This window comes from Bradyrhizobium sp. 930_D9_N1_4, from assembly GCF_052076015.1.
Classification (GTDB): domain Bacteria; phylum Pseudomonadota; class Alphaproteobacteria; order Rhizobiales; family Xanthobacteraceae; genus Bradyrhizobium.
The window spans coordinates 2,290,918-2,317,103 of the sequence record NZ_CP197236.1 but is presented as its reverse complement, the minus strand read 5'-3'; the positions used below and the strand labels follow the sequence as shown (position 1 = coordinate 2,317,103).

The following is a 26,186-nucleotide window of genomic DNA, read 5'->3' as shown; positions in this document are numbered from 1 at the left end:
CACCCTACGATATCTGTGACTTACGCAGTCTTCGCGGCCTCGACTTTGTCCTGCGTCTTCGTCTCGAAATCGCCGGCGTCGTGGCGCTCGTGGAGCTGGCTTGAGGGATCGCCGGAGACGCGGTTGACCATGCGGCCGCGCTTCACGGCGGGGCGCTGCGCGATCTGGTCGGTCCAGCGCTGCACGTTCTTGTAGTCCTGCACCGACAGGAATTCACCGGCGCCGTAGACCAGGCCCTTGGCGAGCGCGCCGTACCACGGCCACACCGCCATGTCGGCGATCGTGTACTCCTTGCCGGCGAGATACTCGTTGTCGGCAAGACGCCGGTCGAGCACATCGAGCTGGCGCTTGACCTCCATCGCGAAGCGATCGATGGCGTACTCGATCTTGAACGGCGCGTAAGCGTAGAAATGGCCGAAGCCGCCGCCGAGATAGGGCGCGCTGCCCATCTGCCAGAACAACCAGGACATGGTGTCGGTGCGGGCCTTGATCTCCTTCGGCAGGAAGGCACCGCCGAACTTTTCGGCGAGATAGAACAGGATCGAGGCGGATTCGAACACCCGGATCGGCTCCGGACCTGAACGATCCATCAGCGCCGGAATCTTGGAATTCGGGTTGATGTCGACAAAGCCACTGCCGAACTGGTCACCATTGCCGATCTTGATGAGCCAGGCGTCGTATTCGGCGCCCTTGTGGCCGAGCGCCAGAAGCTCTTCCAGCATCACCGTGACCTTCACGCCGTTCGGCGTCGCCAGCGAATAGAGCTGAAGCGGATGCTTGCCGACCGGCAGCTCCTTGTCGTGGGTCGCGCCGGCAATGGGACGGTTGATGCTGGCGAACTGGCCGCCATTCTCCTTGTTCCAGGTCCAGACTTTGGGCGGCACGTAGGCGGGGACGTCGGTCATGCGGGGGGCTCCGGCGGAAAGATGCGCCTGCATTAATTAGCCCGCGAACGGCCGATGGCAAGCCCCGCCGGCCCTGCGTCGGGCGCGGGCCTCAGGCCGGCGTCATGCAACCTGGCCTGCGATCAGGCTGCGCGGCCGCGCCTCGGCCTCCATCACAAACCCCTCATACCCCTTCGCGGCGACCTCGTCGCAGATCCGGCGGTAGACGCCGACGCCGCCGATATAGGGCATGAAGATGCGCGGCTTGCCGGGGATGTTCGCGCCCATGTACCAGGAATTGGCCTGCGGATAGAGCGTGCCGTGGGCGACCTCATTGACGTGCGCCACCCATTTCTCTTCGGCCTCCCTGCCCGCCTCCATCGTGGCAAGGCCGCCTTTGCGCATGTGGACGAGACAGTCGGCGATCCAGTCGACATGCTGCTCGATCGACACGATCATGTTGGAGAGCACCGAGGGACTGCCCGGACCAGTGATGATGAAGAGGTTCGGAAAGCCCGCACTCATCAGTCCGAGATAGGTCTTCGGCCCCTCCTCCCATTTTCGGTTCAGCCGCTCGCCGTCCCGGCCGCTAATGTCGATCTTCACAACGGACCCGGTCATCGCATCGAAGCCTGTCGCCATCACCAGCGCATCGACCTCGTGGTCCTTGCCCGCAACGCGAACGGCATCCGCCGTGATCTCCTCGATCGGATTGGCCTTGATGTCGACCAGCGAGACGTTCGGCCGATTGAAGGCCGCGAAATAATCCGTGTCGATGCAGATGCGCTTGGTGCCGATCGGATGGCTGTCCGGCTGGAGCAACTTCGCGGTCTCCGGGTCCTTCACGATCTCGGCGATCTTGCCGCGCACGAAGTTCGCCGCGGTATCGTTCGCAGAACGCTCGAGGCCGAGATTGTTGTAGACATACATGAACGTCAGCCCGCCGCGCTCCCAGCGCGCCGCATACTTGCCGTTTCTGGTTTCATCGCTGTCGTCGAGCGCGCCGCGATCCGGCTGTTCGGCATAGATGCCGTTGCGCGCGACCTCGCGCGCGAACTGGCGGATCTCGGGATATTTCTTGCGGAAAATATCGCGCTCCTCGTCGGTCAGCGCGGCATTGCGGGCGGGAATGGAGAAATTCGCGGTGCGCTGAAACACCGTGAGATGTTTTGCTTGCTGGGCAATCACCGGCGCCGACTGGATGCCTGACGATCCCGTACCGATCAACCCCACGCGCAAGCCGGTGAAGTCGACGTCGTCGTGCGGCCAGTTGCCGGTGTGATAGACGGCGCCCTTGAAGTTATCGAGGCCCTTGATATCGGGCCTGCGCGCGTTCGAAAGGCAGCCGGTCGCAAGCACGACGAACTGCGCCTGAACCGTCTTGCCGCCGGAGATCGTCACCGACCAGCGCTTGGCACGCTCGTCGAAGACCGCGCGTTCGACGCGGGTGTCGAACTGGATGTCACGGCGCAGATCAAATCGATCCGCAACGTGGTTGGCGTATTTCAGGATCTCCGGCTGCGGCGCGTAGCGCTCGCTCCAGTCCCATTCCTGCTGGAGCTCTTCCGAGAACGAATAGGAATACTGCATGCTCTCGACGTCACAGCGCGCACCGGGATAGCGATTCCAGTACCAGGTGCCGCCGACACCATCGCCCTGCTCGTAGACCCGTACCGAGAAGCCGAGCCCGCGCAGGCGATGCAGCATATACATGCCGGCGAAGCCCGCGCCGACGACGACCACGTCGTAGGCTTCCGCACCCTGAGCCGGACTCGCTTGCGCTGGCGACATCGGTTGGCGCTCCCTGATTGTTAATTCTTGTTGTGAGCCAGCATTCTCTCGCATCAACGAAAGCGCAAGAGGCAAATCGGCGGGCTCTGATTTGGTTATTTTGTGCAGCGGAATGGCTCCTCCGCGGCGTGGCGTCTGCACGCAAGATGCACGGCCGAATCCGGCATGGCATCGCAAATCGCAATGGGCTAGCGTCGTCGCAACGGCCGCCGGGAGAGAGCCATGAAATCGCCGATCTGCGACATGCTGGGCATCGAGTTCCCGCTGCTCGCCTTCAGCCATTGCCGCGACGTCGTTGCCGCCGTCAGCCGCGCCGGCGGCTTTGGCGTGCTCGGCGCGACCGCACATACACCTGACACGCTCGAACGCGAGCTGACATGGATCGACGACCACGTCGACGGCAAGCCCTACGGCATCGACGTGCTGATCCCCGAAAACATCTCGACTTCAGGCGAGAAGGACGTCACCTGGAAGAGCCTGGAAGCGCGCGTGCCGCCGGAGCACCGCGCCTACACGCGCGACCTCCTGAAGAAATACGACATCGAACTGACCACAACCAGCGTGGCCGACAACCAGCCGCAGCCCTTCGACGCGAAGACCGCGCTGGAGCTGCTCGAAGTCTCCTTCAATCATCCGATCCGGTTGATCGCCAATGCGCTCGGCGTACCGCCGAAAGGGATGATCGAGATGGGCAAGACGCACGGCGTGCCCGTCGCGGCCCTCGTCGGCGCCAAGGAGCATGCGTTGCGCCAGGTTGCGGCCGGCGTGGATATTCTCGTCGTGCAAGGCACCGAGGCCGGAGGCCATTGCGGCGAGGTCTCGACCATGGTGCTGGTGCCGGAGGTGATCAAGGCGATCAAGCCGATCCGCGACGTGCCGGTGCTGGCGGCCGGCGGCATCATGACGGGACGGCAGATGGCGGCCTGCATGGCGATGGGCGCCGCCGGTGCCTGGACCGGCTCGGTGTGGCTCGCCACCGTCGAGGCCGAAACCTCGGAGATATTTCGCGAGAAGATGATCGCCGCGTCGTCCCGCGACGCGATCCGCTCCAAGGGGCGCACCGGCAAGCCGGCCCGTCAGCTCCGCTCGGTCTGGACCGATGCCTGGGACCGCGCGCCGGAAAGCCCGGGCGCGCTGCCGATGCCGCTGCAAAGCATCATCAGCCGCGACGCCTTCAACTCGATCGATCGCGCCGCCGCGAGCGGCAACGCCAAGGCGCGCGACCTCGTCAGCTATTTCGTCGGCCAGGGCGTCGGGTTGATCGACAGCGTGAAGTCGGCGGGCGCCGTGGTCCAGGAGTTCAAGGAAGAGTTCGCCGAAGCCGTCGAGCACATGAATGCACTGGTGGCGGAGTGATGGTGCGCGCGGCCCATCCTTCGAGGCTCGCCCAGCGGCGCGATGCGCCGCTCAGCTCGCACCTCCAGCGACAATGGCTTCGCCATTGTGCAGGGATGACGCTGTCCCCGTAGCCGTCACCCTGAGGTGGCCGCTTCTTCAGCGGCCCTCGAAGGGCGACGGCGTGCCGAGAATCTGAAACGTGAAGCAAGAAGAAATGACCAAGACCAACATCCCCGAAGACCGCATCCCCGTCATCGTCGGCGTCGGCGAGATCGTCGATCGCCCCAAGGACATCACCGCGGGCCTCGAGCCGCTCGACCTGCTGGAGCAGGCACTGCGGCGCGCCGAGGCGGATGCCGGCGCAAAGCTGCTTGGCGAGGTGCAGTCGCTCGACGTCGTCAACTTCCTGAGCTGGCGCTATCGCGATCCCGAGAAGCTTTTGGCGCAACGGCTCGGCGTTACGCCCGCGCATAGCCATTACGGCCCGGTCGGGGGCGAGAGCCCGATTCGCTTCATCCACGAAGCCGCCAAGCGTATCGCACGTGGCGAGTGCACCGTGGCCGCGGTCTGCGGCGCGGAGGCCCAGTCGACCGCGACCAAAGCAGAGCGCGCCGGCGCCAAACTGCCATGGACGCCGTTCGCGCATGACGTCGAGGAACCCAAGCGCGGCGCGGCCTTTCAGAAGCCGCTGGCCGTGACGCTCGGTGTGTTCCGCCCCGTCACCGTCTATCCCTTCTACGAAGCCGCCACCTCCGCCCATTGGGGCCAGACGCCGCGCGAAGCGATGGCGGAATCAGGCACGCTCTGGTCGCGATATTCGGAAGCCGCCGCGCAAAATCCCAACGCCTGGCTGAAGCGGCGCTATGCGCCGGACGAGATCACGACCCCGACCGCGGACAACCGGCTGATCGCATGGCCCTACAACAAGCTCATGGTCGCCAATCCCAGCGTCAACATGGGCGGCGCGCTGCTGCTGACGAGCCTTGCCAAGGCGCGCGCGCTCGGCATTGCCGAGGACAAGCTGGTTTACCCACTTGGCGGTGCCTCGGCGGAAGAGCCGCGCGACTATCTGTTGCGTGACCAGTTCTACGAGAGCCATCCGCAGAATGCGGTGCTGAAAGCGGTGATGGATCTCGCCGGCGGCGACGGCAAGAAGTTCGACGCGATCGAGCTCTACAGCTGCTTCCCCTGCGTGCCCAAGATGGCGCGGCGGACGCTCGGCCTCGGTGCCGACGTGCAGCCGACCGTGACCGGCGGCCTCACCTTCTTCGGCGCGCCGCTCAACACCTACATGACCCACGCCGCCTGCGCGATGGTGCGCCGGGTGCGCGATGGCGCGAAACTCGGCCTGCTCTACGGCCAGGGCGGCTTCGTCACCAAGCACCACGCGCTGGTCGTGGCAAAGGCGCCGCCGCGTGAAGCGCTGGCCCAGGAAACCAGCGTGCAAGCCGAGGCCGACCGCAACAAGCGCGCGGTGCCGGACTTCGTCACGGAGGTCTCAGGCAAGGCCAAGGTCGAGAGCTTTACTGTGCTCTACGGCCGTGGCGGCGATGTCGAGCACGGCGTGGTGATGCTGCGCACGGAAGACGACCGGCGCACGCTGGCGCGGATCCCGGCGAGCGATAGCGCGACGCTGGCGCATCTGTTGAATATGAACCGCACCCCGGTGGGGTCACTGGGCGAGATCAAGATGGCCGCGGACAGCGTGCCGGAGTGGCGGGCGGCGTAGATCTCGTAGGGCGGGCAAAGGCGCTCTTGCGCCGTGCCCACCATCTTCGAGATCGCATGAGGTGGTGGGCACGCTTCGCTTTGCCTACCCTACGAGACCGAGCCTAGCTTTTCGGCGACTGCTTCTCGGATGCCGTGGCCGGCTTGCCCTTGGCGCCGACGACGCGCACCGCATCGCCGTCGGAAAGACCATCCGGCGGGGCTGTGATGACGCGGTCATCCGCGGCAATCCCGGAGGCGAGTTCGATCTCCTTGCCAAGATCGCGAGCGATCGTCACCGGCTTGAACAGCACCTTGTCGTCTGGACCGACCGTCGCAATGCGCAGTCCATTGCTGTTGAAGATCAGCGCGCTGGCGGGAATGCTGAGCGGCGCGGAGTCGCGCTGGAGGTTCAACTTCACGCTGGCATAGCCGCCGGGCATCAGCTCGCCCGCGGAATTGTCCAGACCAAGCTGCATGCGCGTGGTGCCCGAGGCGACGTCGACGGCCTGCGATGAGGCCTCCACCGTCGCCTGGAAGGTCCGGTTCGGATATTCCGGCAACGCGATGGTCGCCTTGGCGCCCATCTTGATCGCGGGAACGTAGTTCTGGGGCACGTTGATGTAGACGCGCAGCTTGGTGATGTCGGAGACCACGAACATCGCCGGGCCCGAGCCGCCGCCGGAATTGATCAGCGCACCGACGTCGGTGTCGCGCGCCGTGACGACACCGTCGAACGGCGCGGTGATCTTCTTGTAACCGGCCAGCGCTTCCAGCCGCTCGACATTGGCCTGGCCCGAGCGAACCGCTGCGTTCTTGTTGGAGAGATCGGCGGTGCGCTCGTCGATTTCCTGCGCGGAGACGAAATTGGAGGCGACCAGCGTCTTGCGGCGATTGAGGGTCGCTTCCGACAGCCTTGCGCTGGACTGCTGGCTGGCGAGGTCGGCGCGCGCCTGGAGCAGTTGCTGGTCGAGGTCGGGCGCCTCGATCTCGGCGATCACCTGACCGGCCTTGACGCGCGCACCGATGTCGGCGCTCCAGTTCTTGAGATAGCCGGGGACGCGGGCAAAGATCGGCGCGCGATAATAGGCTTCGAGGCGGCCCGGCAGGTCGATGGTCGAATTGAGAGCCTTGGCGTTGGGCAAGGTCACCGCGACGCTCGGAACGGCCTGATCATCAGTCCATTCCTTCAGCTTGGAGCCCTGCTCCTCGCGGGCACGAATGCCGGTGCCGACGACGAGGCCTGCCGCAATCAGCGCCACCACGCCGAAGATGCCCAGTTTCCGGTGCGACACCGGGGAGCGGGGTTCAGTGGGCGACATGCGGAGTCTCCAAGGGGGCGGCGGCTTTGGCGCCTTGTTTCTTGTGTACCATACTGAACACCACGGGAACAAACATCAGCGTGGCGAAAGTTGCAAAGATCAGGCCGCCGATCACGGCGCGGCCGAGCGGCGCATTCTGCTCGCCGCCCTCGCCCAGTCCCAGAGCCATCGGCGCCATGCCGATGATCATGGCGAGCGCCGTCATCAGCACCGGGCGGAACCGGACGAAGCCGGCTTCGAGCGCGGCTGCGATGGGATCGCCCAGTTCCTCGTAGCGCTCGCGGGCGAAGGAGATCACGAGCACGCTGTTGGCGGTGGCGACACCCATGCACATGATGGCGCCGGTGAGCGCCGGCACCGACAGCGTCGTCTCCGTCATGAACAGCATCCAGACGATGCCGGCGAGCGCGGCCGGCAGCGCCGTAATGATCACGAACGGATCCGACCAGGACTGGAAGTTCACCACGATCAGGAAGTAGATCAGCACCACCGCGCCGAGCAGGCCGAACAGCAGGCCGGTGAAGGCGCTGTTCATGGTCTGCACCTGGCCGAGCAGGACGACGGAGGAGCCTTTCGGGACTTCGCCAGCAGTGTCGGCGATGATCTGGCGGATGTCGGTCGCGACCGCGCCGAGATCCCGGCCCGAGGTCGTGGCGAATATCTGCACAAGGTTCTGGATGTCGTATTGCGAGACTACCGCGCTCGAGGTCGAGCGCTTGATGTCGGCAATGCCGCCGAGGATCGGCGACTGCGCATTGCCGGTGGCCGTGATCGGCAGCGTCTGCAGCGCGCTGAGCGAGTCGATCTGGTATTGCGGCGTCTGCATCACGATCGAGTAGGACACGCCGTTGTCAGGGTTGAGATAGTAGGTCGGCGCGACTTGCGAGGAGCCGGCGAGATTGACGACAAGGCTGTTGGTGACGTCGCGCTCGGTCAGGCCGACATATTGCGCGCGGGTACGGTCGACATCGATGTTGAATGTCGGCAGGTTCGGCGATTGCTGGATGCGCGCATCGGCAACACCCGGAATCTTGCGGACCTTTGCCAGCAGGCTGTTGGCATAGACGAAGTTCGCGCCGAGATTGGCACCGCGGATCTGGAGATCGATCGGCGCCGGCGCACCGAAATTCAGGATCTGGCTGACGATGTCGGCCGGCAGGAAGGCGAAGCTGACGCCGGGGAACAGACGCGGCAATTGCTCGCGCAGCACCTTCACGTGCTCTTCCGTGGGCTTGTGGCCTTCCTTCAGCTTGATCTGGATGTCGCCGTCCTGCGGACCGATCACACCGGTGTTGTTGTAGGTCATGTTGATGCCGGAGATCGGCATGCCGATGTTGTCGGTCATGGTCTCGATCTCGCCCGGGATCAGCTTGCGGACCGCCTTCTGCACGTCGGCAAGCTGGTTGGCAGTCTCCTCGACGCGGGTGCCCACCTGGGTGCGGACATGCATCAGGATGTTGCCGGCATCGACCGCGGGAAAGAAGTTGCGGCCCAGGAACGGCACCAGCGCGAAGGACGCGCCGACCACGCAGAGGAATCCGATCACGAATACCGCGCGATGCGCGAGTGCGAGCCCGAGAAAGTCATGGTAGCCGCCGCGAATGCGCTCGAACCGCTTCTCGAAACCGCGCTGGAACCAGACCAGCGGATTGCGCGACTTCGGCGGCTCACCCTCGTGATGGACGTGCGGCTTCAGCAGGTAATTCGCCATGGTCGGCACCAGCGTGCGCGACAGGAGGAACGACCAGATCATCGCGAACATCACGGCTTCCGCCATCGGCACGAACAGGAAGCGCGCGACGCCGGTGAGGAAGAACATCGGCACGAACACGATGCAGATACACAGCAGCGACACGAAGGCCGGCGTCACGATCTGGTTGGCGCCGTCGAGGATCGACTGCTCGACCGGCTTGCCCTGCTCCAGATGGTAGTTGATGTTCTCGATGGTCACGGTGGCGTCGTCGACGAGGATGCCGACCGCGAGCGCGAGACCGCCGAGCGTCATGATGTTCAGCGTCTCGCCGATCGCCGACAGCATGATGATGGCACCGAGCACCGAGAGCGGGATCGAGACCGCGATGATCACGGTCGAGCGCCAGCTGCCGAGGAACAGCAGGATCATGACGCTGGTCAGCAGCGCCGCGATCACGCCTTCGAAGGCAACGCCCTCGATCGCGCCGCGCACGAACACCGACTGGTCGCCGATGAAGCCGATCTTCAGCGCATCGGGCAGCTGGTCCTTGACGTCGATCACCTTCTGCTTGATGCCGGCGATGATATCGAGCGTCGAGGTCGCCCCCGCCTTCAGCACCATCATCAGCACCGAGCGGTTGCCGTCGACATGGACGATGTTGGTCTGCGGCGGGTTGCCGTCGCGCACGGTGGCGACGTCGCGCACATAGACCATCGCGCCGTTGACGGTCTTGATCGGCAGACTGCCGAGCTCGTCGATCTTGAGCGGCGAGTTGTTGAGCTGGATGCTGTATTCGAACTGGCCGATCTTCTGGGTACCGACCGGCGTGATCAGGTTTTGCGCGGCGAGCGCGTTGGCGACGTCCTGGCCCGACAGGCCGCGGGCCTGGAGCGCGGTCGGATCGAGGTCGATCTGGACCTGGCGCTGCTTGCCGCCGAACGGGTACGGGATCGCCGCGCCCGGCACCGTCACCAGCGGCGTGCGCAGATTGTTGATGCCGATATCGGCGAGGTTCTGCTCGGTCAGGCCATCGCCCGACAATGCCACCTGGATGATCGGCACGGTCGAGGCCGAGTAGTTCAGGATCAAGGGCGGCGTCGCGCCCGGCGGCATCTGCTTGATCAGCGTCTGCGAGATCGCGGTGACCTGGGCGTTGGCGGTGCGGATGTCGACGTTCGGCTGGAAGAAGATCTTGATGATGCCAAAGCCGTTATAGGAGTTGGCGGTGATGTGCTCGATGTCGTTGACGGTCGTCGTCAGCGCGCGCTGGAACGGGGTGGTGATGCGGCCGGACATCTGGTCCGGCGGCAGGCCGGTGTACTGCCAGACCACGCCGATCACCGGGATGCGGATGTCCGGGAAGATGTCGGTCGGCGTCCGCAGCGCGGCCAGCGGTCCGATGATCAGAAGCAGGAGCGCGAGCACGACAAACGTGTAGGGCCGGCTCAGGGCAATACGGACCAGAGCAATCATTCGTCAGGCAATTCCAAATCGGGGGTCAGGGAACGCGCCCCCACGGTTTCCCTAGGCTGATTTACCCGAACACCGCTGAAATGGCCAACGACAGCGCCGGCCGCCGCGGTCACTTCCCTGCTATCGCACCGCGGAATCGCATTCCAGATATGCAGCTTTTACCCGCAAGGTTACGGGAGGCGGCTCGGCGCATGTAAAAAGCGGCGCCCGGGGGCGCCGCTTTCAAAACCGCTGGCGCTTCCCGCTCAGGCCGCGCGAACGTTGGTCAGGAACTTGCTGACCTCGGTCTGAAGACGGTTGGAGTCGTTCGACAGCATCTGCGCTGCCGACAGCACCTGCGAGGAGGCCGTGCCGGTCTCGGTCGCGCCACGCTGCACGTCGGTGATATTGGAGGACACCTGCTGGGTACCCTGGGCGGCCTGCTGCACGTTGCGGGCGATTTCCTGGGTCGCTGCGCCCTGCTCTTCCACCGCCGCAGCAATGGCGGAGGAAATTTCCGACAGACGCTCGATGGTCGAAGAGATCTCCTTGATGGCGCCGACCGAATCGTTGGTCGCCGCCTGGATGCCGGAGATCTGCTGGCCAATCTCGCCGGTCGCTTTCGCGGTCTGCTCGGCGAGCGCCTTCACCTCGGAGGCGACCACCGCGAAGCCGCGGCCGGCTTCACCGGCACGCGCCGCCTCGATGGTGGCGTTCAGCGCCAGCAGGTTGGTCTGGCCGGCAATCGTGTTGATCAGCTCGACGACATCGCCGATGCGGGATGCCGCCTTGGAGAGCTCGCTGACGCGCTCGGTGGTGGCACGGGCCTGGCCGACGGCATCGCCTGCCATACGGGCCGATTCCTGCACCTGACGGCTGATCTCGCCCACCGACGAGGCCATCTCCTCGGTCGCCGAGGCCACCGACTGCACGTTGGTCGAGGCTTCCTCCGAAGCACCGGCAACGGTGGTCGCCAGCCGCTGGGAGCGGTCGGCTGTCGAGGTCAACGTCGAGGCGGAGGCTTCGAGCTGGGTCGAGGCCGAGGACACGGTCTGGACGATCTCGCCGATCATGGTTTCGAAATCGCGGGTGATGCCGTCGACGCGGCGGCCGCGCTCGATCTTGGCTTCGGCATCGGCCGCGGCAGCTTCGTCAGCGGCCTTCTTGGCGATCAGCGCTTCCTTGAAGATCTGGAGCACGTCGGCCATGGCGCCGATCTCGGTCTTCTCGCCGCGATGCGGGACCTCGGCGGAGAGGTCGCCCTTGCCCAGCGCCTGCATCGGCTGGATGATCGAGTTGATGCCGGCGGAGACGTCCTGGACCAGATAGAAGCTGACGCCGATGCCGATGATGACGGCAGCGCCGAGGATGATCGAGACCAGCATGAAGGCGTAGTAGTAGCTGTCGGCGGCGTCCGCGGCAGCCTGGTCGCCACCCTTGGTGTTGAGCTCGATGTCCTTGGTCAGGACCTCGTCCGCCGCAAGGCCGATCTTGTTGACCGTCTTGCTGTTCAGCTCCTGGGCGTCATGCGGGACCTTTCCGGCCTCCTTGCGCGACAGGGCGAAAACCTCTTCGGTGCCCTTCTTGTAATCGTCCCAGAGCTTGGACCAATCGTTGTAAAGCTTTCGCTCCTCGGGCGAGGTGATCATCGGCTCGTAGGCCTTGCGGGACTTGGCAAGCGCCTCCAGCACGGTGCCGGCAGTCTTCTCGTTGGCGAGCTTCTCCTCGACGGTCTCGGAGAGCATGTGCTGGCGCACCACGTTGCGATAGGTGATGACGCTGGCCCGGAGTTCGCCAAGCACCCGCACACTGGGCAGCCAGCTTGTGGTGATCTCGGAGGTGTTGGCGTTCATCGACCGCATCTTCATGACGGCGAGCAGGCCCATGCCGGTCATTGCGACCAGCAGGAACGCCACGACACTGATGATTTTGGCGCGGATGGAAACGGTGGCGAGCATAATCGTGTCTCTTTGTGCTGGCGCGGCGGCGCCGCCTGAAGTTTTACGAATCAACCAAAGGGAGCAGCACCGACATCCAACACGAGAGCACCTGTGCGAATGTTAACTACGACTCCGTACGAGTACGGAACCTTAAAGAAGTGAATGAGGGACTAAAAACGCCCTGCGCTCAGCGCATGAGCCCAAGCGCATCGGCAAAAAACGCGGGGCCACCGAAGTTGCCGGACTTCAGCGCGAGCAGCATGTCGCCGGCTTCAGCGCCCACCGCGCGCAGCACCGGGACGCCGGCAGCGATCTCCGCACCCACGAGAAAACCGGGAATCCCGAGGCGGTCGACGACCGCGCCGGAGGTCTCGCCGCCGGCCACGACCAGCCGCCGAACACCTGATTTCACTAGGTTTTCCGCAATGTCGGCCATCGCCTGCTCGATCGCGTGACCGGCCGCATCGCGGCCGTGACGCGCCTGCAAGGCGGCCACCTGATCCGGCGTCGCGCTCGACGCAATCAGGACCGGACCGTCAGCAAGTCTCGGCTTCGCCCAGGCGATCGCGCGCTGCACCTCGTCCGCTCCCGTAAGAATACGGTCCTGATCGAGATGGAGCACCGGCATGACGCGTTCGGCATTGGCGATCTGCTGAAGGGTTGCCTGTGAGCAACTTCCGGCGAGGCAAGCCGCCGGTCCGCCGACGGCGGAATCCCACCCGCCGGTGCCGGCGGCCGACTTGACCTTGCCGGTCGAGACCAGCGCCCGCGCCAGCCCGAGGCCGATGCCGGAGGCACCGACCGACAGCCGATGCTGAGCGGCGACGAGGCCGATGGTCTCGAGATCGCGGTCGAACACGGCGTCGATGATGGCGGCGCCGATGCCCTTGCCCGCGAGATCGGCCAGCCGAGCCCGTACGGCCTCCGCGCCGCGGGTGACGGTCGCGAGATCCACGAGGCCCACCTGCGTCTTGCTCTGGCGCGCCAGCACCCGCACGAGGTTGGAATCGCGCATCGGATTGAGCGGATGGTCCTTCAGCGGGCTCTCGTTCAGCGGCACCGCGCCGACGAAGAGGTTGCCCTGGTAGACGGTGCGGCCGGTCTCCGGGAAAGCAGGCGTCACCAAAACGGCACCGTCGCTGCCATCGACGCGCAGTGCGTCCATCACCGGGCCGATGTTGCCGGCATCGGTGGAATCGAAGGTCGAGCAGATCTTGAACAACACATGGCCCGCACCGCGACTGCGGAGCCATTTCTCCGCCGCACGCGAGCGCGATACCGCGAGCCCCGCCTCGATCGAACGGCTCTTCAGCGACACCACGACGGCATCGACCTCGGGCAACGCCAGATCATCGGCAGGTATGCCGATGGTCTGCACGGTGCGCAGGCCCGCGCGGGTCAGCGTGTTGGCAAGATCCGAGGCGCCGGTGTAGTCGTCGGCGATGCAACCCAGCGCGAGCGTCACGGCTTCACTCCGGCATAAGGCCTGAACCAGGCAAGGCCATCGGTGGTCTTGCCGCGCGGATTGTATTCGCAGCCCACGAAGCCGGCATAGCCGAGCCGGTCGAGCTCTTCGAACAGGAACGGATAGTTCAGCTCCTCGCCGTCGGGCTCGTTGCGCGAGGGAATGCTGGCGATCTGGATGTGGCCGACGATCGGCATCATCTCGCGCAGGCGCATGGTGACGTCGCCGTGGATGATTCCGCAGTGATAAATGTCGAATTGAAGCTTCAGGTTCGCAAGCCTCAGCTCCTGGATCAGGTCGCGCGCGAAGCCGAAATCGTTGAGGAAGTAGCCGGGCACGTTGCGCGCGTTGATCGGCTCGAGCACGATGTCGATGCCGTGCGGCGCGAAGAACTCCGCGGCCCATGCCACCGATTTGTAGAACGCCTCGATCGCGACGCGCTCGCCGCGATTGGCGATGCCGGCCATCAGGTGCAGGCGCTTGACGCCGGTCGCCTTGGCGTAAGGCAGCGCCGTCTCCAGGCTCGTCTTGAGCTCATTGAAGCGCGAGGGGAGCGCCGCAAAGCCTTTCTCGCCGGCATTCCAATCGCCCGGCGGCAGGTTGAACAGCGCTTGCGTCAGGCCGTTGCGCTTGAGCCGCTCGCCGATCGCCTCGGCCGGATGCTCATAGGGAAACAGGAACTCGACGGCGGTGAAGCCCGCTTGCGCGGCGGCATCGAAGCGGTCGAGGAACGGCACCTCGGTGAACATCATCGAGAGGTTGGCGGCGAAACGGGGCATTGGAAATCCTCTGAGCTCTACTTGTCGCCGGGAAGTTTGACGCCGGTGACCTGCGCATACATGCGCGCCACCGAGGCGTCGTCGTCGCGGCCCATGCCGGCGGCTGATGTCATCAAAAACATCTGCAGCGCTGCGGCCGAGACCGGCACCGGGAATCTGGCGCTGCGCGCCATGTCCTGGATGATGCCGAGATCCTTGACGAAGATCTCGACCGCACTGCGCGGCGTGTAGTCGCCGTCGAGCACGTGCGGCATGCGGTTCTCGAACATCCAGGAATTGCCGGCGGAGGCCGTGATAACCTCGTAGACCTTGCGGATGTCGAGGCCCTGCTTGGCCGCGAACGCGATCGCTTCGCTGGCCGCGGCGATATGCACGCCGGCCAGCAACTGGTTGATCATCTTGAAGGCGGCGCCCTGCCCTGCGGCATCGCCGAGCTCGTAGAGCTTTGCCGCCATGGCATCGAGTGCCGGGCGCGCTTTTGCAAACGCAGCCGGACTGCCGGAGGCAAGGATCGTCAGCTCACCCTGGGCTGCGCGCTGCGCGCCGCCGGAGATCGGCGCATCCAGATAATGCCGGCCGGTCGCCTCCAATTGCTTGGCGAGGCGCCGCGCCACGTCGGGGTCCATCGTGGCCGACGACAGAAAGACGCTATCCTTCGGCAAGGTCTCGGCGACGCCGTCCTTGCCGAACAGGATGGTCTCGGTCTGGGCCGCATTGACGACGACGCTGACGACGATATCCGCGCCCTTGGCCGCCTCAGACGGCGTCTTGGCGCCCGCGCCGCCGTCCTTCACAAAGCGCGCCACCGCATCGGCCGAAACGTCGCAACCGGTGACAGAATGGCCGGCGCGCTTCAGCGAGGTCGCCATGCCGTATCCCATCGAGCCGAGTCCAATGACGGCGATGCGCTGATGTTGTGAATTGGAGGCGGCCATGCACTAACCCTTCAACTAACCTTGCAAACGTTTCCCGAGGGGCCGCCTTTGCGGCGGCTCGCTGAACCGAATAACACGGCTTGGCCGCGCTGCCAAAGCGTGAGACAAGCGGACATGACGGCCATGAGAACTGAAACGCGCAACGAGACCCGGCTGCGCGAGGATATCTGCCGGTTCGGACGGTCCCTGTTCGAGCGCGGGCTGACGCCGGGCTCCTCCGGCAATATCAGCGTCCGGCTGGATGGCGGTGGCTGGCTGGTGACGCCGACCAACGCCTCGCTCGGTTTCCTCGATCCCGCAAAGCTGTCGCGGCTGGACGATCAGGGCCGGCTGGTGTCGGGCGATGCGCCGACCAAGGAGGTTCCGCTGCACACCGCGCTCTACGACACGCGCGGAAGCGCGCGCGCGATCGTGCATCTGCACTCCACCCATTCGGTCGCGCTCTCGATGCTGCCCGAGATCGACCCGCGCGCCGCGCTGCCGCCGATGACGGCCTATTATCTGATGAAATGCGGCGCCACCGCGCTCGTGCCCTATTACCGCCCCGGCGATCCCGCGGTCGCCGATGCGATCAAGGGACTGGCGGGGAAATACTCATCCGTGCTGCTCGCCAATCACGGCCCGGTGGTTGCCGGCGATACGCTGGAAGCGGCGGTATTCGCGACCGAGGAGCTGGAGGAGACGGCGAAGCTGTACCTGCTGCTGCGCGGGATGAACCCGCGCTATCTTTCGCCGGAACAGGTGACGGATCTGGTGAAGGTGTTCGGGGTGACACTGCCGGAGCATGGGCACGAGCATTAGTGCCCGTACTGTCATGGACGGATTAACGCCGCCTCACCCACCGCTGTCATTCCCCGCGAAGGCGGGGAATCCAGTACGCCGCGGCTTCTCCGTAGCCAACTGATGTCTCTGGAATACTGGATCGCCCGCCTTCGCGGGCGATGACACCGATCGTGTAGTAACTACAGCCCCAGATACGCCTTGCGGACGTCCGGATTGCCCCTGATCTCGGCCGCCGGGCCCTGCATCAGCACGCGGCCGGTTTGCAGGATGTAGGCACGGTCGGCGATCTCGAGGCACTCGGCCATGCGCTGCTCGACGATCAAGACGGTCATGCCGGAGTCTCGGATGAGCTTCACCGCCTGAAAAATCTCGTCGACCAGTTTCGGCATGATGCCCTGCGAGGGCTCGTCCAGCATCAGGAGACGCGGGCGCGTCATCAGCGCGCGGCCGATGGCGAGCATCTGCTGTTCGCCGCCGGAGAGCGTCTCGGCGCGCTGATCGAGGCGTTCGGACAGGCGCGGGAACAGCTTGAAGACGAGATCGAGCGGTTCTTCGCGGTTCGCCTCGCCGCGATAGAGATAGCTGCCGAGGCGGAGATTGTCGCGCACCGACAGGCGCGGGAACAGTCGGCGATTCTCCGGCACATAGGCGATGCCGGTGGCCGTGATGTGATGTTGCGCCATGCCGTCGAGGCGCTTGCCGTCGAACGTCACGGTGCCCGACCGCGGACGCTCGGCACCGGCGATGGATTTCAGCAGCGTCGACTTGCCCGCACCGTTGGCGCCGGCGACGCAGACGATCTCGCCCTTCTGGACCTCGATCGAGACCGCGGAGATCGCAACCAGGCCCTGATAGGCGGTCGTGACTTCATGCACCGACAGCATGACGATCTCCCAGATATGCCTTGATCACCTTGGGATCGCGGACGACGTCGGAGGGCTTGCCCTCGACCAGGACCTTGCCGAGGTCGAGCACGATGGCGCGGTCGACCAGCGGCATCACGATCTCCATGACATGCTCGACCATCAGCACGGTGATGCCGGCGTCACGTACCTTGCGTACGAGCGCGACACCCGTCTGCGCCTCGGTCGGCGTCAGGCCGGTGAGGACTTCGTCGAGCAGCAGCAGCTTGGGTTCGGTCGCGAGCGCACGTGCGACTTCGAGACGGCGCTTCTCGGCCGGCACGAGATCGCTCGCGAGCACGTTGGCACGCGGGGCAAGGCCGGTGAATTCCAGCACCTCATGCGCCTTGCGGCGGGCTTCCCGCATCACGGTGTTGCGCACGAGGGCGCCGACGATGACATTGTCGATGACGGTCATGGTCTCGAAACTCTTGACCACCTGGAAGGTGCGACCGACGCCGCGCTGGCAGCGCACCGCTGCCGGCAGATGGGTGACATCCTCGCCGTCGAACCAGATCGATCCCTGCGTCGGCGGCAGCACGCCGGCGATGAGGTTGAACAGCGTCGACTTGCCGGCGCCGTTGGGGCCGATCAGGCCGACGATCTCGCCGCGGCCGACCGAGATCGAGACGTCGCTGTTGGCGACGAGGCCGCCGAACCGCTGCCAGACGCCGCGGGTTTCAAGGAGCGCGGTCATCGTGCGGCTCCCGTCTTCTTCGGGCGTGAAAACAGGCTCAACAACCCGCGCGGCAGGGCCAGTGAGATCAGGACGATGAGCGTGCCGTAGACGATGAGATCGACGCCGCGTCCCGAGCCGCCGAACTTGAAGCGCGTCAGCTCGGTCAGCGGGATCAGAATGGCGGCGCCGAGCACCGGCCCCCAAAGGGTGCCGATGCCGCCGAGCACGGCCGGCAGTGCCATCAACAGCGAAAACTGGAAGCCCATGACGCTTTCGGGATCGATGTAGGAGACGAACTGGGCGTAGAAGCTGCCGCCCACCGCGACCAGGAAGGCTGAGACGGCGGCTGCGCCCATCTTGGAATTGAACACGACGACGCCGAGGCTTTCGGCCGCTTCCGGATTGTCCTTCACCGCGCGCCACCAGAAGCCCCATTTGGAGTTTTCCAGCCACCAGGTGACGAACCAGGCGAGGCAGCAGAGCGCCAGCGCGAAATAGAAGTACGGCAGTTTGGTACGGAGGAACTGAAATTTCAGCCAGCTGTCGCCGCGGACCGGAATGGTGATGCCCATCGCGGCGCCGGCCCACTCCCAGTTATGGAACAGAAGCAGGCCGATTTCGGCGATGACGATGGTTGCGATCACGAAGTAATGGCCGCGCAGGCGGAAGAAGGGATAGCCGAGTCCCATGGCGATCAGCGCGGACACCACGCCACCCGCCAGCATGCCGAACCAGGGCAGCACGCCGAACTTCATGAACAGCAGCTCGGTGGTGTAGGCACCCAGGCCGAAATACAGCGCGTGCCCGAGTGAGATCTGCCCGCAATAGCCGGACAGGATGTTCCAGCTCTGTGACAGCCCCGCATACATCAGCGTCAGGATGAGGATGTTCTGGACGACGACGTCCTTCACGAACAACGGCGTAAGCGCGGCAATCACCGTGAGCACCGCGGCGATGATGAGGTCGCGGCGGCGCCGCGCTACAAAATCCTTGTCCATCAGATCGATCCGAACAGGCCGCGCGGCCGGATGAAGACGACGAGCAGATAGACCGCGTAGATACCGACCGATTTCAGCGACGGCGGCAACACCAGCGCGGTGGTGGCTTCGACGAGACCGACGATGATGCCGCCGGCGAACGCCCCGAACACGCTGCCGAAGCCGCCGAGGGCCACGGTGACATAGGCGATCAGCGCAAACGACGCGCCGACATCAGGATAGATGTAGAAGAAGCTCGCCATGATCGCACCGGCAAGACCGACCAGCGCGGCGCCGAGGCCCCAGCCGAACGCGAACACGCGGTTCTTGTCGATGCCGACGAGTGCAACCGCCCCGGGATCTTCACGGGTGGCTTCCAGCGCGCGGCCAAAGTCGGTGCGGTGGATGAAGAAATAGAGGCCGGCAAAGGCGAGAATCGAGACCAGCGCGCCGACCAGTTGCGGCTCCGGCAGGAAGATGCCGGCAATCGAGATGGTTTTGCCACCGAGCCAGGATTGCGGAATGCTGCGATAATCAGGCGTGAAGAAGTACTGCGCGAGGCCGCGCATCACGATGGCCAGGCCGAAGGTGGAGAAGATCTGCACCATGCCGGCATTGGCCTTGGCCCGCATGGCGAAGCGCACAATCAAGAGATAGATGACCGCTCCGAACACGAACAGCGCCGCGGCGACCAATGGCGCCGACAGCAAGGGGTCGATCGCGAAGAAGGCGAACAGGAAGAAGGACAGGTACATCGCGATCATCAGGAACTCGCCATGGGCGAAGTTCGTGACGTCCATCAGGCCGAAGATCAGCGCGAGGCCGACGGCGATCAGTCCGTAGAGCAGGCCCATGAGCAGGCCGCTCGCGAGACTCTGGATAATGGCTTGGGCTGTCAACTCTAGTCCCCCGTTCGAAACGTCATCATTTGCTCCGTCATTGCGAGCGAAGCGAAGCAATCCAGAATGCCTCCGCGGCAATAGTCTGGATTGCTTCGTCGCTTCGCTCCTCGCAATGACGAGGCTCGCGCGACGATCTCGATTTGCTCCGCTGCCCCCGCAGCGCCTACTTCATCGGCCAGGTCGCTTCCGCGATCGCGGCCTGGGGCGGGAAAATGGTGACGAACTTGCCGCCGATATATTGCAGCAGAACCGGGTCGGCGTCGTTGTTCTGGCCCATCTCGTCGAACTTGACGCGCTTCCAGGGCATGATGGTCTGCTCGCCCGGGATGTCGGTCGCGGCCAGCGCGTCGCGAATCTTCTCGCCGTCGGCCGACTTGGCGCGGTTGATGGCGTCCGCAAGGATGATCAGGCCCATGAACTGGCGCGAGGTGAGATCGTTGAAGTCCTTGCCCGAGCGTGCCTTGAACATGTCGTTGATCTTGCCGACCATCGGGCGCTTCTGCGCGAGGTCGAGCGAGAAGGTGCCGCGCGAGATCACGCCTTCGAGCTTGTCGCCGACGGCGTCATAGAGCGCCTTCTCGGAGAAGCCGGCGTCCTGCGCCACGATCGCGTTCGGCTTGTAGCCGAGCTCGGCCATGGTCTTGACCAGCAGAATGCCGTCGGTGGTGTAGCTCGAGGGCATCAGCACGTCGGCATTGGCGCTCTTGAGCTGCTGCACTTCGGCCGAGAGCGAGGGCGAGTTGGCGCGGTACTTGATGTCGGTGACGATCTTGTAGCCGCGCTCGCCGGCGATCTTGGCCTGGGCGTTGCCGGAGTCGGTGCCGAAAATGGTGTCTTCGTGGAACAGCGACAGCGTCTCGATCTTGGTGCCCTTCTTCTTCATCGCGTCGAAGAAGTCGAACATCGCGGCCGAGTACATTTCGTCGTGCGGGGCGGCGCGGAAATAATATTTGAGGCCGCGGCGATGCAGGCTCGGCGAGGAGTTGTCGGCGGACACGAACGGGATCTGGTAGCGTTCGCAGATCTGGCTGACGGTGACCGCGACCGCGCTCTGGTAGGTGCCGATGACGGCGGAGACCTTCTCCTGCGTGATCAGGCGCTCGGCTTCGGCGCGCCCCTTCTGCGGGTCGGCCTGGTGGTCGGCGAACACGAGACGCACCTTGGCGCCGCCGAGGCCCGGCAGGCCCTCGCCCTTGGCCAGCGGCAGATCGAAATCGGTGTCCTTGTTGATGACCTCGAGCGCGGTCTCGTAGGCCTTCTGCGCGTCGACGCCCTGCTGGGCACTGCCGCCTGAGAACGGATAGATGACGCCGATCACGACTTCCGAGGTCTGGGCGCGTGCAGCGAGCGGCACCAGCGCGGCAGTGGCGGTGGCACCAAGCAGCACGTCGCGGCGAGAGATCGTCATGGCAAAGTCCTCTGTTACGGAATTTCGGCTGATCGAATGAAGTGATTGATGGATGCGGTAAAGCCCGAAGAAGCAGCAGAAGCTGCCTACTAAATCACGGCCATGGTCCTGTTCTTCAGATCCGTCACCAGCATCAGGCCGGGCGAATGCGTGATCGCGAACGGGAGTTTCGCGGCGTTGATCACCGATTGCGGCGTCACGCCGCAGGCCCAGAACACCGGAATCTCGTCGTCGGCGACGGGTACGGGATCACCATAGTCCGGCTTGGAAATGTCCTTGATGCCGATCAGATGCGGATGACCGAGATGCACGGGCGCGCCGTGCACGGCCGGATAACGCGAGGTGATCTGCACCGCGCGGATCGCATCGGCCGGCTTGAACGGGCGCATCGACACCACCATCGGACCTGCGAACGGACCCGACTCGCCGCAGGCGATGTTGGTGCGGTACATCGGCACCCGTACATCCTGCTCGATGTGGCGGATCGGCATGCCCTCGTCCAGCAGCGCCTCTTCGAACGAGAACGAGCAGCCGAGCACGAAGGTGACGAGATCGTCGCGCCAATGCTTGGTCACATCGGTCGGTTCGTCCACCACCTCGCCGTCGCGCCAGACGCGGTAGCGCGGCACGTCGGTGCGGATGTCGAGATCGGCGCCGAGCGCCGGGATGTGCGGACTGCCGACATCGGACATGCCGATGATCGGGCACGGTTTGGGATTGAGCTGGCAGAAGCGGTGAAAGGCGCTGGCGTATTCGGCCGGCAGTATCGCCAGATTACCCTGGACGAAGCCCGGGGCCACGCCGGCGGTGGAGCCGACCTGGCCGCCGCGGTAAGCGAGCCGGGCCTGGCGGCTTGGGAGGGTGTCGGGTGTTTCAGTTTGCTGCGCTGCCACCAAAACAGTCATGTGATCGACCTGCCTATAAACTCGACAAAGACAGCCAACACCAAGCATGCTATAAAGTCTAATCGTCCTTTCTAATCGATATCGATAAATTTGGCTTATCGATCGAGGAAATCCTTCCAATGCTGGACTTCAGGTCGATCGAGACTTTCCTCTGGGTTGTGAAGCTCGGCAGCTTTCGCGGCGCCGCAGCTCGGCTCAATACCACCCAACCAGCCATCTCCCAGCGCATCGCCCAGCTCGAGCGCGAGATGGGCGTGAAGCTGCTGAACCGCGACCACCGCGTCGCGTCGCCAACGCCGAGCGGGCGGCAGATGATGGTCTATGCCGAGAAGCTGATCGGCCTGCGCGCGCAGATGATGGCCGAGGTCGGCGACCGCTCGGCCATGCGCGGGGTGATGCGGCTCGGCGTCGCCGAAACCATCGTGCACACGTGGCTGCCGCGGCTGGTGAAAAGCATGAACGAGGTTTATCCGAACCTGTCGCTGGAGATCGAGGTCGACATCACGCCGAACCTCACCGCGCGCCTGCTCGCGCAGGAGATCGAGCTGGCGTTCGTGGTGGGACCGCTGTCGGCCTCCGGCGTCCACAATCGCGTGCTCGCGGATTATCCGATCGGCTTCCTCGCGAGCCCTGCGCTCGGCCTCGGGAAGGGCCCGGTGACGCTGGCCGAGCTGGCGCGGTTTCCGATCATCACCTTCCCGCGCAAGACCAAGCCCTACGAGGTCGTGCGCGAGGTGTTCGATCGGCCGGAATTGCCGCCGATCCGGCTGCACGCCTCCGCGTCGCTTGCGACCGTGATCCACATGGCGGTCGAAGGGCTTGGTATCGCCGTGATCCCCGACGCCATCGTCGAGAACGAACTCGCCGACGGGCGGCTGCAATTGCTCGACACCGAGCTCGCCATCACGCCCCTCACATTCACGGCGAGCTGGCTCGCCTCGCCCGACGTCGTGGCCATCGAGCGCGTCGCCGAGCTCGCACGGCAGATTGCGCAGAGCAGCCTCGCGGTTGACGCGCCCGCGCTGGCAGGCCATTGAAAAAGGCGCCGGATAATCGAGAGAACGACCGCATGAGCCGAGCCGCCACCAATCTGCAAATCGATTCCGCCCGCCTTTGGGGCTCGATCCACGAGACCGCGCAATTCGGCGCGACGGCCAAAGGCGGTGTGCGCCGGCTGACACTGAGCAGCGAAGACAAGCAGGTGCGCGACTGGTTCCGCGATGCCTGTGAGAAAGCCGGCCTCGAAGTGCATACCGATGCCCTCGGCTCGCAGTTCGGCCTGCGGAAGGGCCGCGACATGTCGAAGCTGCCCGTCGGCATCGGCTCGCATCTCGATACGCAACCGACCGGCGGCAAGTACGATGGCATCCTGGGCACGCTCGGCGCGCTGGAAGTGATCCGCACGCTGAACGACGCCGGCATCGAGACCGAGGCGCCGATCTGCGTCGTCAACTGGACCAACGAGGAAGGCTCGCGCTTCGCACCGGCGATGATGGCGTCTGCGGCCTATGTCGGCGATTTCACCACCGACGACATTCTGTCGCGCAAGGATATCGAGGGCACAACCGTCGGCCAGGCGCTCGACAGCATCGGCTATCGCGGCGACAAGCCGGTCGGCTCCCAGAAGCTCGGCTGCTTCGTCGAGCTGCACATCGAGCAGGGTCCGATCCTCGAAGCCGAAGGCAAGACCATCGGCGTGGTCGATTCCGGCCAGGGCGTGCTGTGGTACGACGGCAAGATTTCCGGCTTCGAGAGCCATGCGGGCTCGACCCCGATGCCTCTGCGGCGCGATGCGCTGGCGACGCTCTCCGAGATCGTGCTGGCGATGGAAGCCATCGCGAAGAAGCACGGACCCAAGGCGGTCGGCACCATCGGCGAAGCCGTGATCGCAAATCCCTCGCGCAACGTCATTCCCGGCGAGATCGCCTTCACCATGGATTGCCGCAGCGCCGATGGCGACATCATGGATGCGCTCGACCGCGATCTGCGCGCCGCCATTGCCGAGATCGCCGCCCGCCGCAAGGTCGAGGTCAAGATCGACCTGGTCTGGCGCAAGCCGCCGACGCATTTCGATCCCAAGCTGATCGCGGCGGTCGAGAATGCGGCGAACACGCTCGGCTATTCCTCGCGCCGCATCACGTCCGGCGCCGGCCACGACGCCTGCAATCTCAATACGGTGATGCCGGCGGCGATGGTGTTCGTGCCCTGCAAGGACGGCATCAGCCACAACGAGCTGGAGGACGCCACGCAGCCGGACTGCGCCGCGGGCACCAATGTTCTCATGCACACCGTGCTGGCGATCGCCGGCGTTGCTTCCTGATCGGAGAGAGCCATGCGCGGAGTTTTCGTCGACGCCAACGAAGCCCTCGCCGTGATCATGGAGCGGCTGGAGAAGCCCGGGGATCCCAAGGTGCGGATCCACCGGGATCCCGATATCAAGCCCGAGCAATATCCTGAAATCCTCGACGGCGCCGAGATCGCCATCGTCGACCACACCGCACTGCCGACCGAGGTCGCCAGGAAGTGCGCAGGGCTGAAGCACGTCGTGTTCCTCGGCACCGGCGCGCGCAGTTACATGAATCCGGAGGAGCTCGCCGAACTCGGCATCTCCGTGCACCTGATCAAGGGCTATGGCGACACGGCGGTCGCCGAATCCGCGATCGCGCTGATGTGGGCCTCGGCCCGCGTCATCGCGATGATGGACCGCGAGATGCGCGCCGGGAGCTGGCTGCGCGAGGACGGGATGCAGCTCACCGGCAAGACGCTCGGCCTGATCGGCTTCGGCGGCATCGCAGCCGAAGTCGCGCGCATCGCGTCGGGCAGCGGCATGAAGGTGATCGCCTGGAATCGCTCGCCGAAGAGCCATCCGGGCGTCGAATTTGTCGATCTCGACACGGTGCTGGCGAAGAGCGACGTCGTGTCGCTGCATCTGCTGCTCAACGACGAGACGCGCGGCATGATCACGCGCGAGAAGATTTTTGCGATGAAGCCCGGCGTCATCCTGATCAACACTGCCCGCGCCGCAGTCGTGGACGAGGCCGCGATGATCGATGCACTGAAATCGGGCCACATCCGCCATGCCGGCCTCGACGTCTTCAACATCGAACCCCTGCCCGGCGATCATCCGCTGACGAAGATTCCGAACGTGACGCTGTCGGCGCATTCGGCCTTCCGCACGCCGGAGGCCAGCGAGAACCTGATTGAAGCGGCGTGGATCCACTGCCGCCGGATCGTTAATTCGTAGGGTGGGTACGCCGAGCAGATGCGCGAAGCGCATCTGCTCGGCGTAACCCACCTCTTTGGTTTCCACGGAGACAAAAGTGGTGGGTTACGCCTTCGGCTAACTGTGGAATCTCAGGAGGTCGTCCATCGGTAGGCCGAGGCGGCTGATGGGTGGTTTGGCTTGCAGACTGCCGTGCGGGCGATGCCAGTTGTAGTGATGAAGCCAGATTGGCAGGTTTTTGGCGCGCTGATCTGAGGTGTCGTAGGCCCGAGCATAAGCCCACTCACGGAGCACTGTCTGGATGAAGCGCTCGGCCTTGCCGTTTGTTTGCGGTCTGTAGGGCCTGGTGAAGATGTGCTTGAGGCCGAGCTTGCTGCACGCTCTGGCAAAGGCCTTGGCGCGGTAGCAGGAGCCGTTGTCGGTCATGATGCCGGTGACCTTCATGCCGAGGCTGCGGTAGTAGGTGACGGCCTCCTTGAGGAAGGCGATGGCGCTCTCCTTTTTTTGATCTTGCCGGATCTGGGAGAAGGCCAGGCGCGATGCATCGTCGATGGCAACGTGGACGAACTCGTGGCCGGCGCCACGGCTTTCGCCCATCTGGCGATCGTGTGTGATGCGGTGGCCTGGTCTGACGAACCTGCCGAGCTTCTTGATGTCGATATGGATGAGTTCGCCGGGCTGCTCGCGTTCGTACCTGCGCACCGGTTCGGCGGGCTCCAGATCGCGTATCCGGCTTAATCCCAAGTGACGAAGGATGCGGCTGACAGTGGCCGGCGACACCTTAACCTCGGCTGCGATCTGCTTGCCGGTGTGGCGCTGCCGGCGCAACGTCTCGACGGCGGCGCGCGTGGCTGGCGGGGTTTGGCTTGGCGATGAAAGAGGCCTCGAGGAGCGATCCCGCAACCCTTCGACACCCTCCGCGCGGAACCGCTTGACCCATTTGGCAACGGTCTTCGCTGTCGTGTTGAACTGGTGGGCCGCGTCGGCTGGGCTCAGCCCGCCCTCGACGACGCTGCGCACCATCGCCTCTCGACCTTTGGGCGTCAAAGGCGCATTCTTGTGGACGTTCATCTGGTCTTTCCTTGGAATACTGAAGCTTCG

Annotated in this window: 21 protein-coding genes; 6 read left to right on the top strand and 15 right to left on the bottom strand. The window is 64.7% G+C overall.

The features are described from left to right. Positions 1-20 precede the first annotated feature (20 nt). Together yghU and AB7532_RS10770 are read right to left on the bottom strand one after the other, a co-directional pair. The gene (yghU, locus tag AB7532_RS10775; protein WP_441234768.1) at positions 21-905 is read right to left on the bottom strand and encodes a glutathione-dependent disulfide-bond oxidoreductase; all 885 of its coding nucleotides are present in this window, start codon (positions 903-905) and stop codon (positions 21-23) included. A 102-nt stretch (positions 906-1,007) separates the two neighbouring features. After that, positions 1,008-2,675, bottom strand: coding sequence for a flavin-containing monooxygenase (locus tag AB7532_RS10770; protein WP_441234767.1), 1,668 nt, complete (start codon positions 2,673-2,675; stop codon positions 1,008-1,010). A 222-nt stretch (positions 2,676-2,897) separates the two neighbouring features. Between AB7532_RS10770 and AB7532_RS10765 the strand changes: the two genes are divergently transcribed. After that, complete coding sequence (locus AB7532_RS10765; RefSeq protein WP_441234766.1) at positions 2,898-4,031, top strand: nitronate monooxygenase; 1,134 nt, start codon at positions 2,898-2,900, stop codon at positions 4,029-4,031. Positions 4,032-4,227: 196 nt separating this feature from the next. Then, positions 4,228-5,742: an acetyl-CoA acetyltransferase gene (locus AB7532_RS10760; RefSeq protein WP_441234765.1), complete on the top strand. Its 1,515-nt coding sequence runs from the start codon at positions 4,228-4,230 to the stop codon at positions 5,740-5,742. 103 nt (positions 5,743-5,845) lie between these two features. Here the strand turns inward: AB7532_RS10760 and AB7532_RS10755 are convergent, their stop codons facing one another. The 6 genes from AB7532_RS10755 to ltnD all read right to left on the bottom strand — a co-directional run bounded on the left by AB7532_RS10755 (position 5,846) and on the right by ltnD (position 15,306). Beyond that, entirely contained in the window at positions 5,846-7,042 is a 1,197-nt protein-coding gene (locus AB7532_RS10755) for an efflux RND transporter periplasmic adaptor subunit (RefSeq protein WP_441234764.1), read from the bottom strand. Continuing rightward, positions 7,029-10,208 (bottom strand): efflux RND transporter permease subunit, encoded by a 3,180-nt coding sequence (locus tag AB7532_RS10750; RefSeq protein WP_441234763.1) that lies wholly within the window; start codon positions 10,206-10,208, stop codon positions 7,029-7,031. Before AB7532_RS10750 ends, AB7532_RS10755 begins: the two co-directional genes overlap by 14 nt. A gap of 245 nt (positions 10,209-10,453) precedes the next feature. After that, on the bottom strand, positions 10,454-12,145 hold the full coding sequence (locus tag AB7532_RS10745) for a methyl-accepting chemotaxis protein (protein ID WP_441234762.1): 1,692 nt from the start codon (positions 12,143-12,145) through the stop codon (positions 10,454-10,456). A gap of 169 nt (positions 12,146-12,314) precedes the next feature. Further along, positions 12,315-13,592 carry a 3-oxo-tetronate kinase gene (gene otnK, locus AB7532_RS10740; protein ID WP_441234761.1) on the bottom strand — a complete coding sequence of 426 codons (1,278 nt, stop codon included), beginning with the start codon at positions 13,590-13,592 and terminating at the stop codon, positions 12,315-12,317. Beyond that, positions 13,589-14,371: a 2-oxo-tetronate isomerase gene (gene otnI / locus AB7532_RS10735; RefSeq protein WP_441234760.1), complete on the bottom strand. Its 783-nt coding sequence runs from the start codon at positions 14,369-14,371 to the stop codon at positions 13,589-13,591. Before otnI ends, otnK begins: the two co-directional genes overlap by 4 nt. Positions 14,372-14,388: 17 nt before the next feature. Then, complete coding sequence (gene ltnD, locus AB7532_RS10730) at positions 14,389-15,306, bottom strand: L-threonate dehydrogenase (protein ID WP_441234759.1); 918 nt, start codon at positions 15,304-15,306, stop codon at positions 14,389-14,391. A gap of 114 nt (positions 15,307-15,420) precedes the next feature. Here ltnD and otnC point away from each other — a divergent pair, with 114 nt between their 5' ends. Continuing rightward, positions 15,421-16,107 (top strand): 3-oxo-tetronate 4-phosphate decarboxylase, encoded by a 687-nt coding sequence (gene otnC / locus AB7532_RS10725; RefSeq protein WP_441234758.1) that lies wholly within the window; start codon positions 15,421-15,423, stop codon positions 16,105-16,107. A gap of 161 nt (positions 16,108-16,268) precedes the next feature. Here the strand turns inward: otnC and AB7532_RS10720 are convergent, their stop codons facing one another. The 6 genes from AB7532_RS10720 to AB7532_RS10695 all read right to left on the bottom strand — a co-directional run bounded on the left by AB7532_RS10720 (position 16,269) and on the right by AB7532_RS10695 (position 21,862). Next, positions 16,269-16,973: an ABC transporter ATP-binding protein gene (locus AB7532_RS10720; protein WP_441234757.1), complete on the bottom strand. Its 705-nt coding sequence runs from the start codon at positions 16,971-16,973 to the stop codon at positions 16,269-16,271. Then, a complete protein-coding gene (locus tag AB7532_RS10715) occupies positions 16,957-17,688 on the bottom strand; it encodes an ABC transporter ATP-binding protein (protein ID WP_441234756.1) in 732 nt (243 codons plus the stop codon). Before AB7532_RS10715 ends, AB7532_RS10720 begins: the two co-directional genes overlap by 17 nt. Then, positions 17,685-18,668: a branched-chain amino acid ABC transporter permease gene (locus AB7532_RS10710; protein WP_441234755.1), complete on the bottom strand. Its 984-nt coding sequence runs from the start codon at positions 18,666-18,668 to the stop codon at positions 17,685-17,687. The genes AB7532_RS10715 and AB7532_RS10710 overlap by 4 nt, the downstream gene beginning before the upstream one ends. Next, the gene (locus AB7532_RS10705; RefSeq protein WP_441234754.1) at positions 18,668-19,546 is read right to left on the bottom strand and encodes a branched-chain amino acid ABC transporter permease; all 879 of its coding nucleotides are present in this window, start codon (positions 19,544-19,546) and stop codon (positions 18,668-18,670) included. The genes AB7532_RS10710 and AB7532_RS10705 overlap by 1 nt, the downstream gene beginning before the upstream one ends. A 166-nt stretch (positions 19,547-19,712) precedes the next feature. After that, on the bottom strand, positions 19,713-20,957 hold the full coding sequence (locus tag AB7532_RS10700; RefSeq protein ID WP_441234753.1) for an ABC transporter substrate-binding protein: 1,245 nt from the start codon (positions 20,955-20,957) through the stop codon (positions 19,713-19,715). An 89-nt stretch (positions 20,958-21,046) separates the two neighbouring features. Beyond that, positions 21,047-21,862 carry a putative hydro-lyase gene (locus AB7532_RS10695; protein ID WP_441234752.1) on the bottom strand — a complete coding sequence of 272 codons (816 nt, stop codon included), beginning with the start codon at positions 21,860-21,862 and terminating at the stop codon, positions 21,047-21,049. A 119-nt stretch (positions 21,863-21,981) separates the two neighbouring features. Between AB7532_RS10695 and AB7532_RS10690 the strand changes: the two genes are divergently transcribed. Genes AB7532_RS10690 through AB7532_RS10680 form a run of 3 tightly spaced genes read left to right on the top strand, consistent with a single transcriptional unit; the run spans position 21,982 to position 25,106 of the window. Further along, on the top strand, positions 21,982-22,899 hold the full coding sequence (locus AB7532_RS10690; RefSeq protein WP_441234751.1) for a LysR family transcriptional regulator: 918 nt from the start codon (positions 21,982-21,984) through the stop codon (positions 22,897-22,899). 32 nt (positions 22,900-22,931) lie between these two features. Then, positions 22,932-24,182, top strand: a complete 1,251-nt coding sequence (locus AB7532_RS10685) for a Zn-dependent hydrolase (protein WP_441234750.1) — start codon at positions 22,932-22,934, stop codon at positions 24,180-24,182. A gap of 12 nt (positions 24,183-24,194) precedes the next feature. Beyond that, a complete protein-coding gene (locus tag AB7532_RS10680; RefSeq protein WP_441234749.1) occupies positions 24,195-25,106 on the top strand; it encodes an NAD(P)-dependent oxidoreductase in 912 nt (303 codons plus the stop codon). A 96-nt stretch (positions 25,107-25,202) separates the two neighbouring features. On the opposite strand, the gene AB7532_RS10675 is transcribed toward AB7532_RS10680, so the two are convergent. Further along, entirely contained in the window at positions 25,203-26,156 is a 954-nt protein-coding gene (locus AB7532_RS10675) for an IS481 family transposase (RefSeq protein WP_441232939.1), read from the bottom strand. Positions 26,157-26,186: the final 30 nt, after the last annotated feature.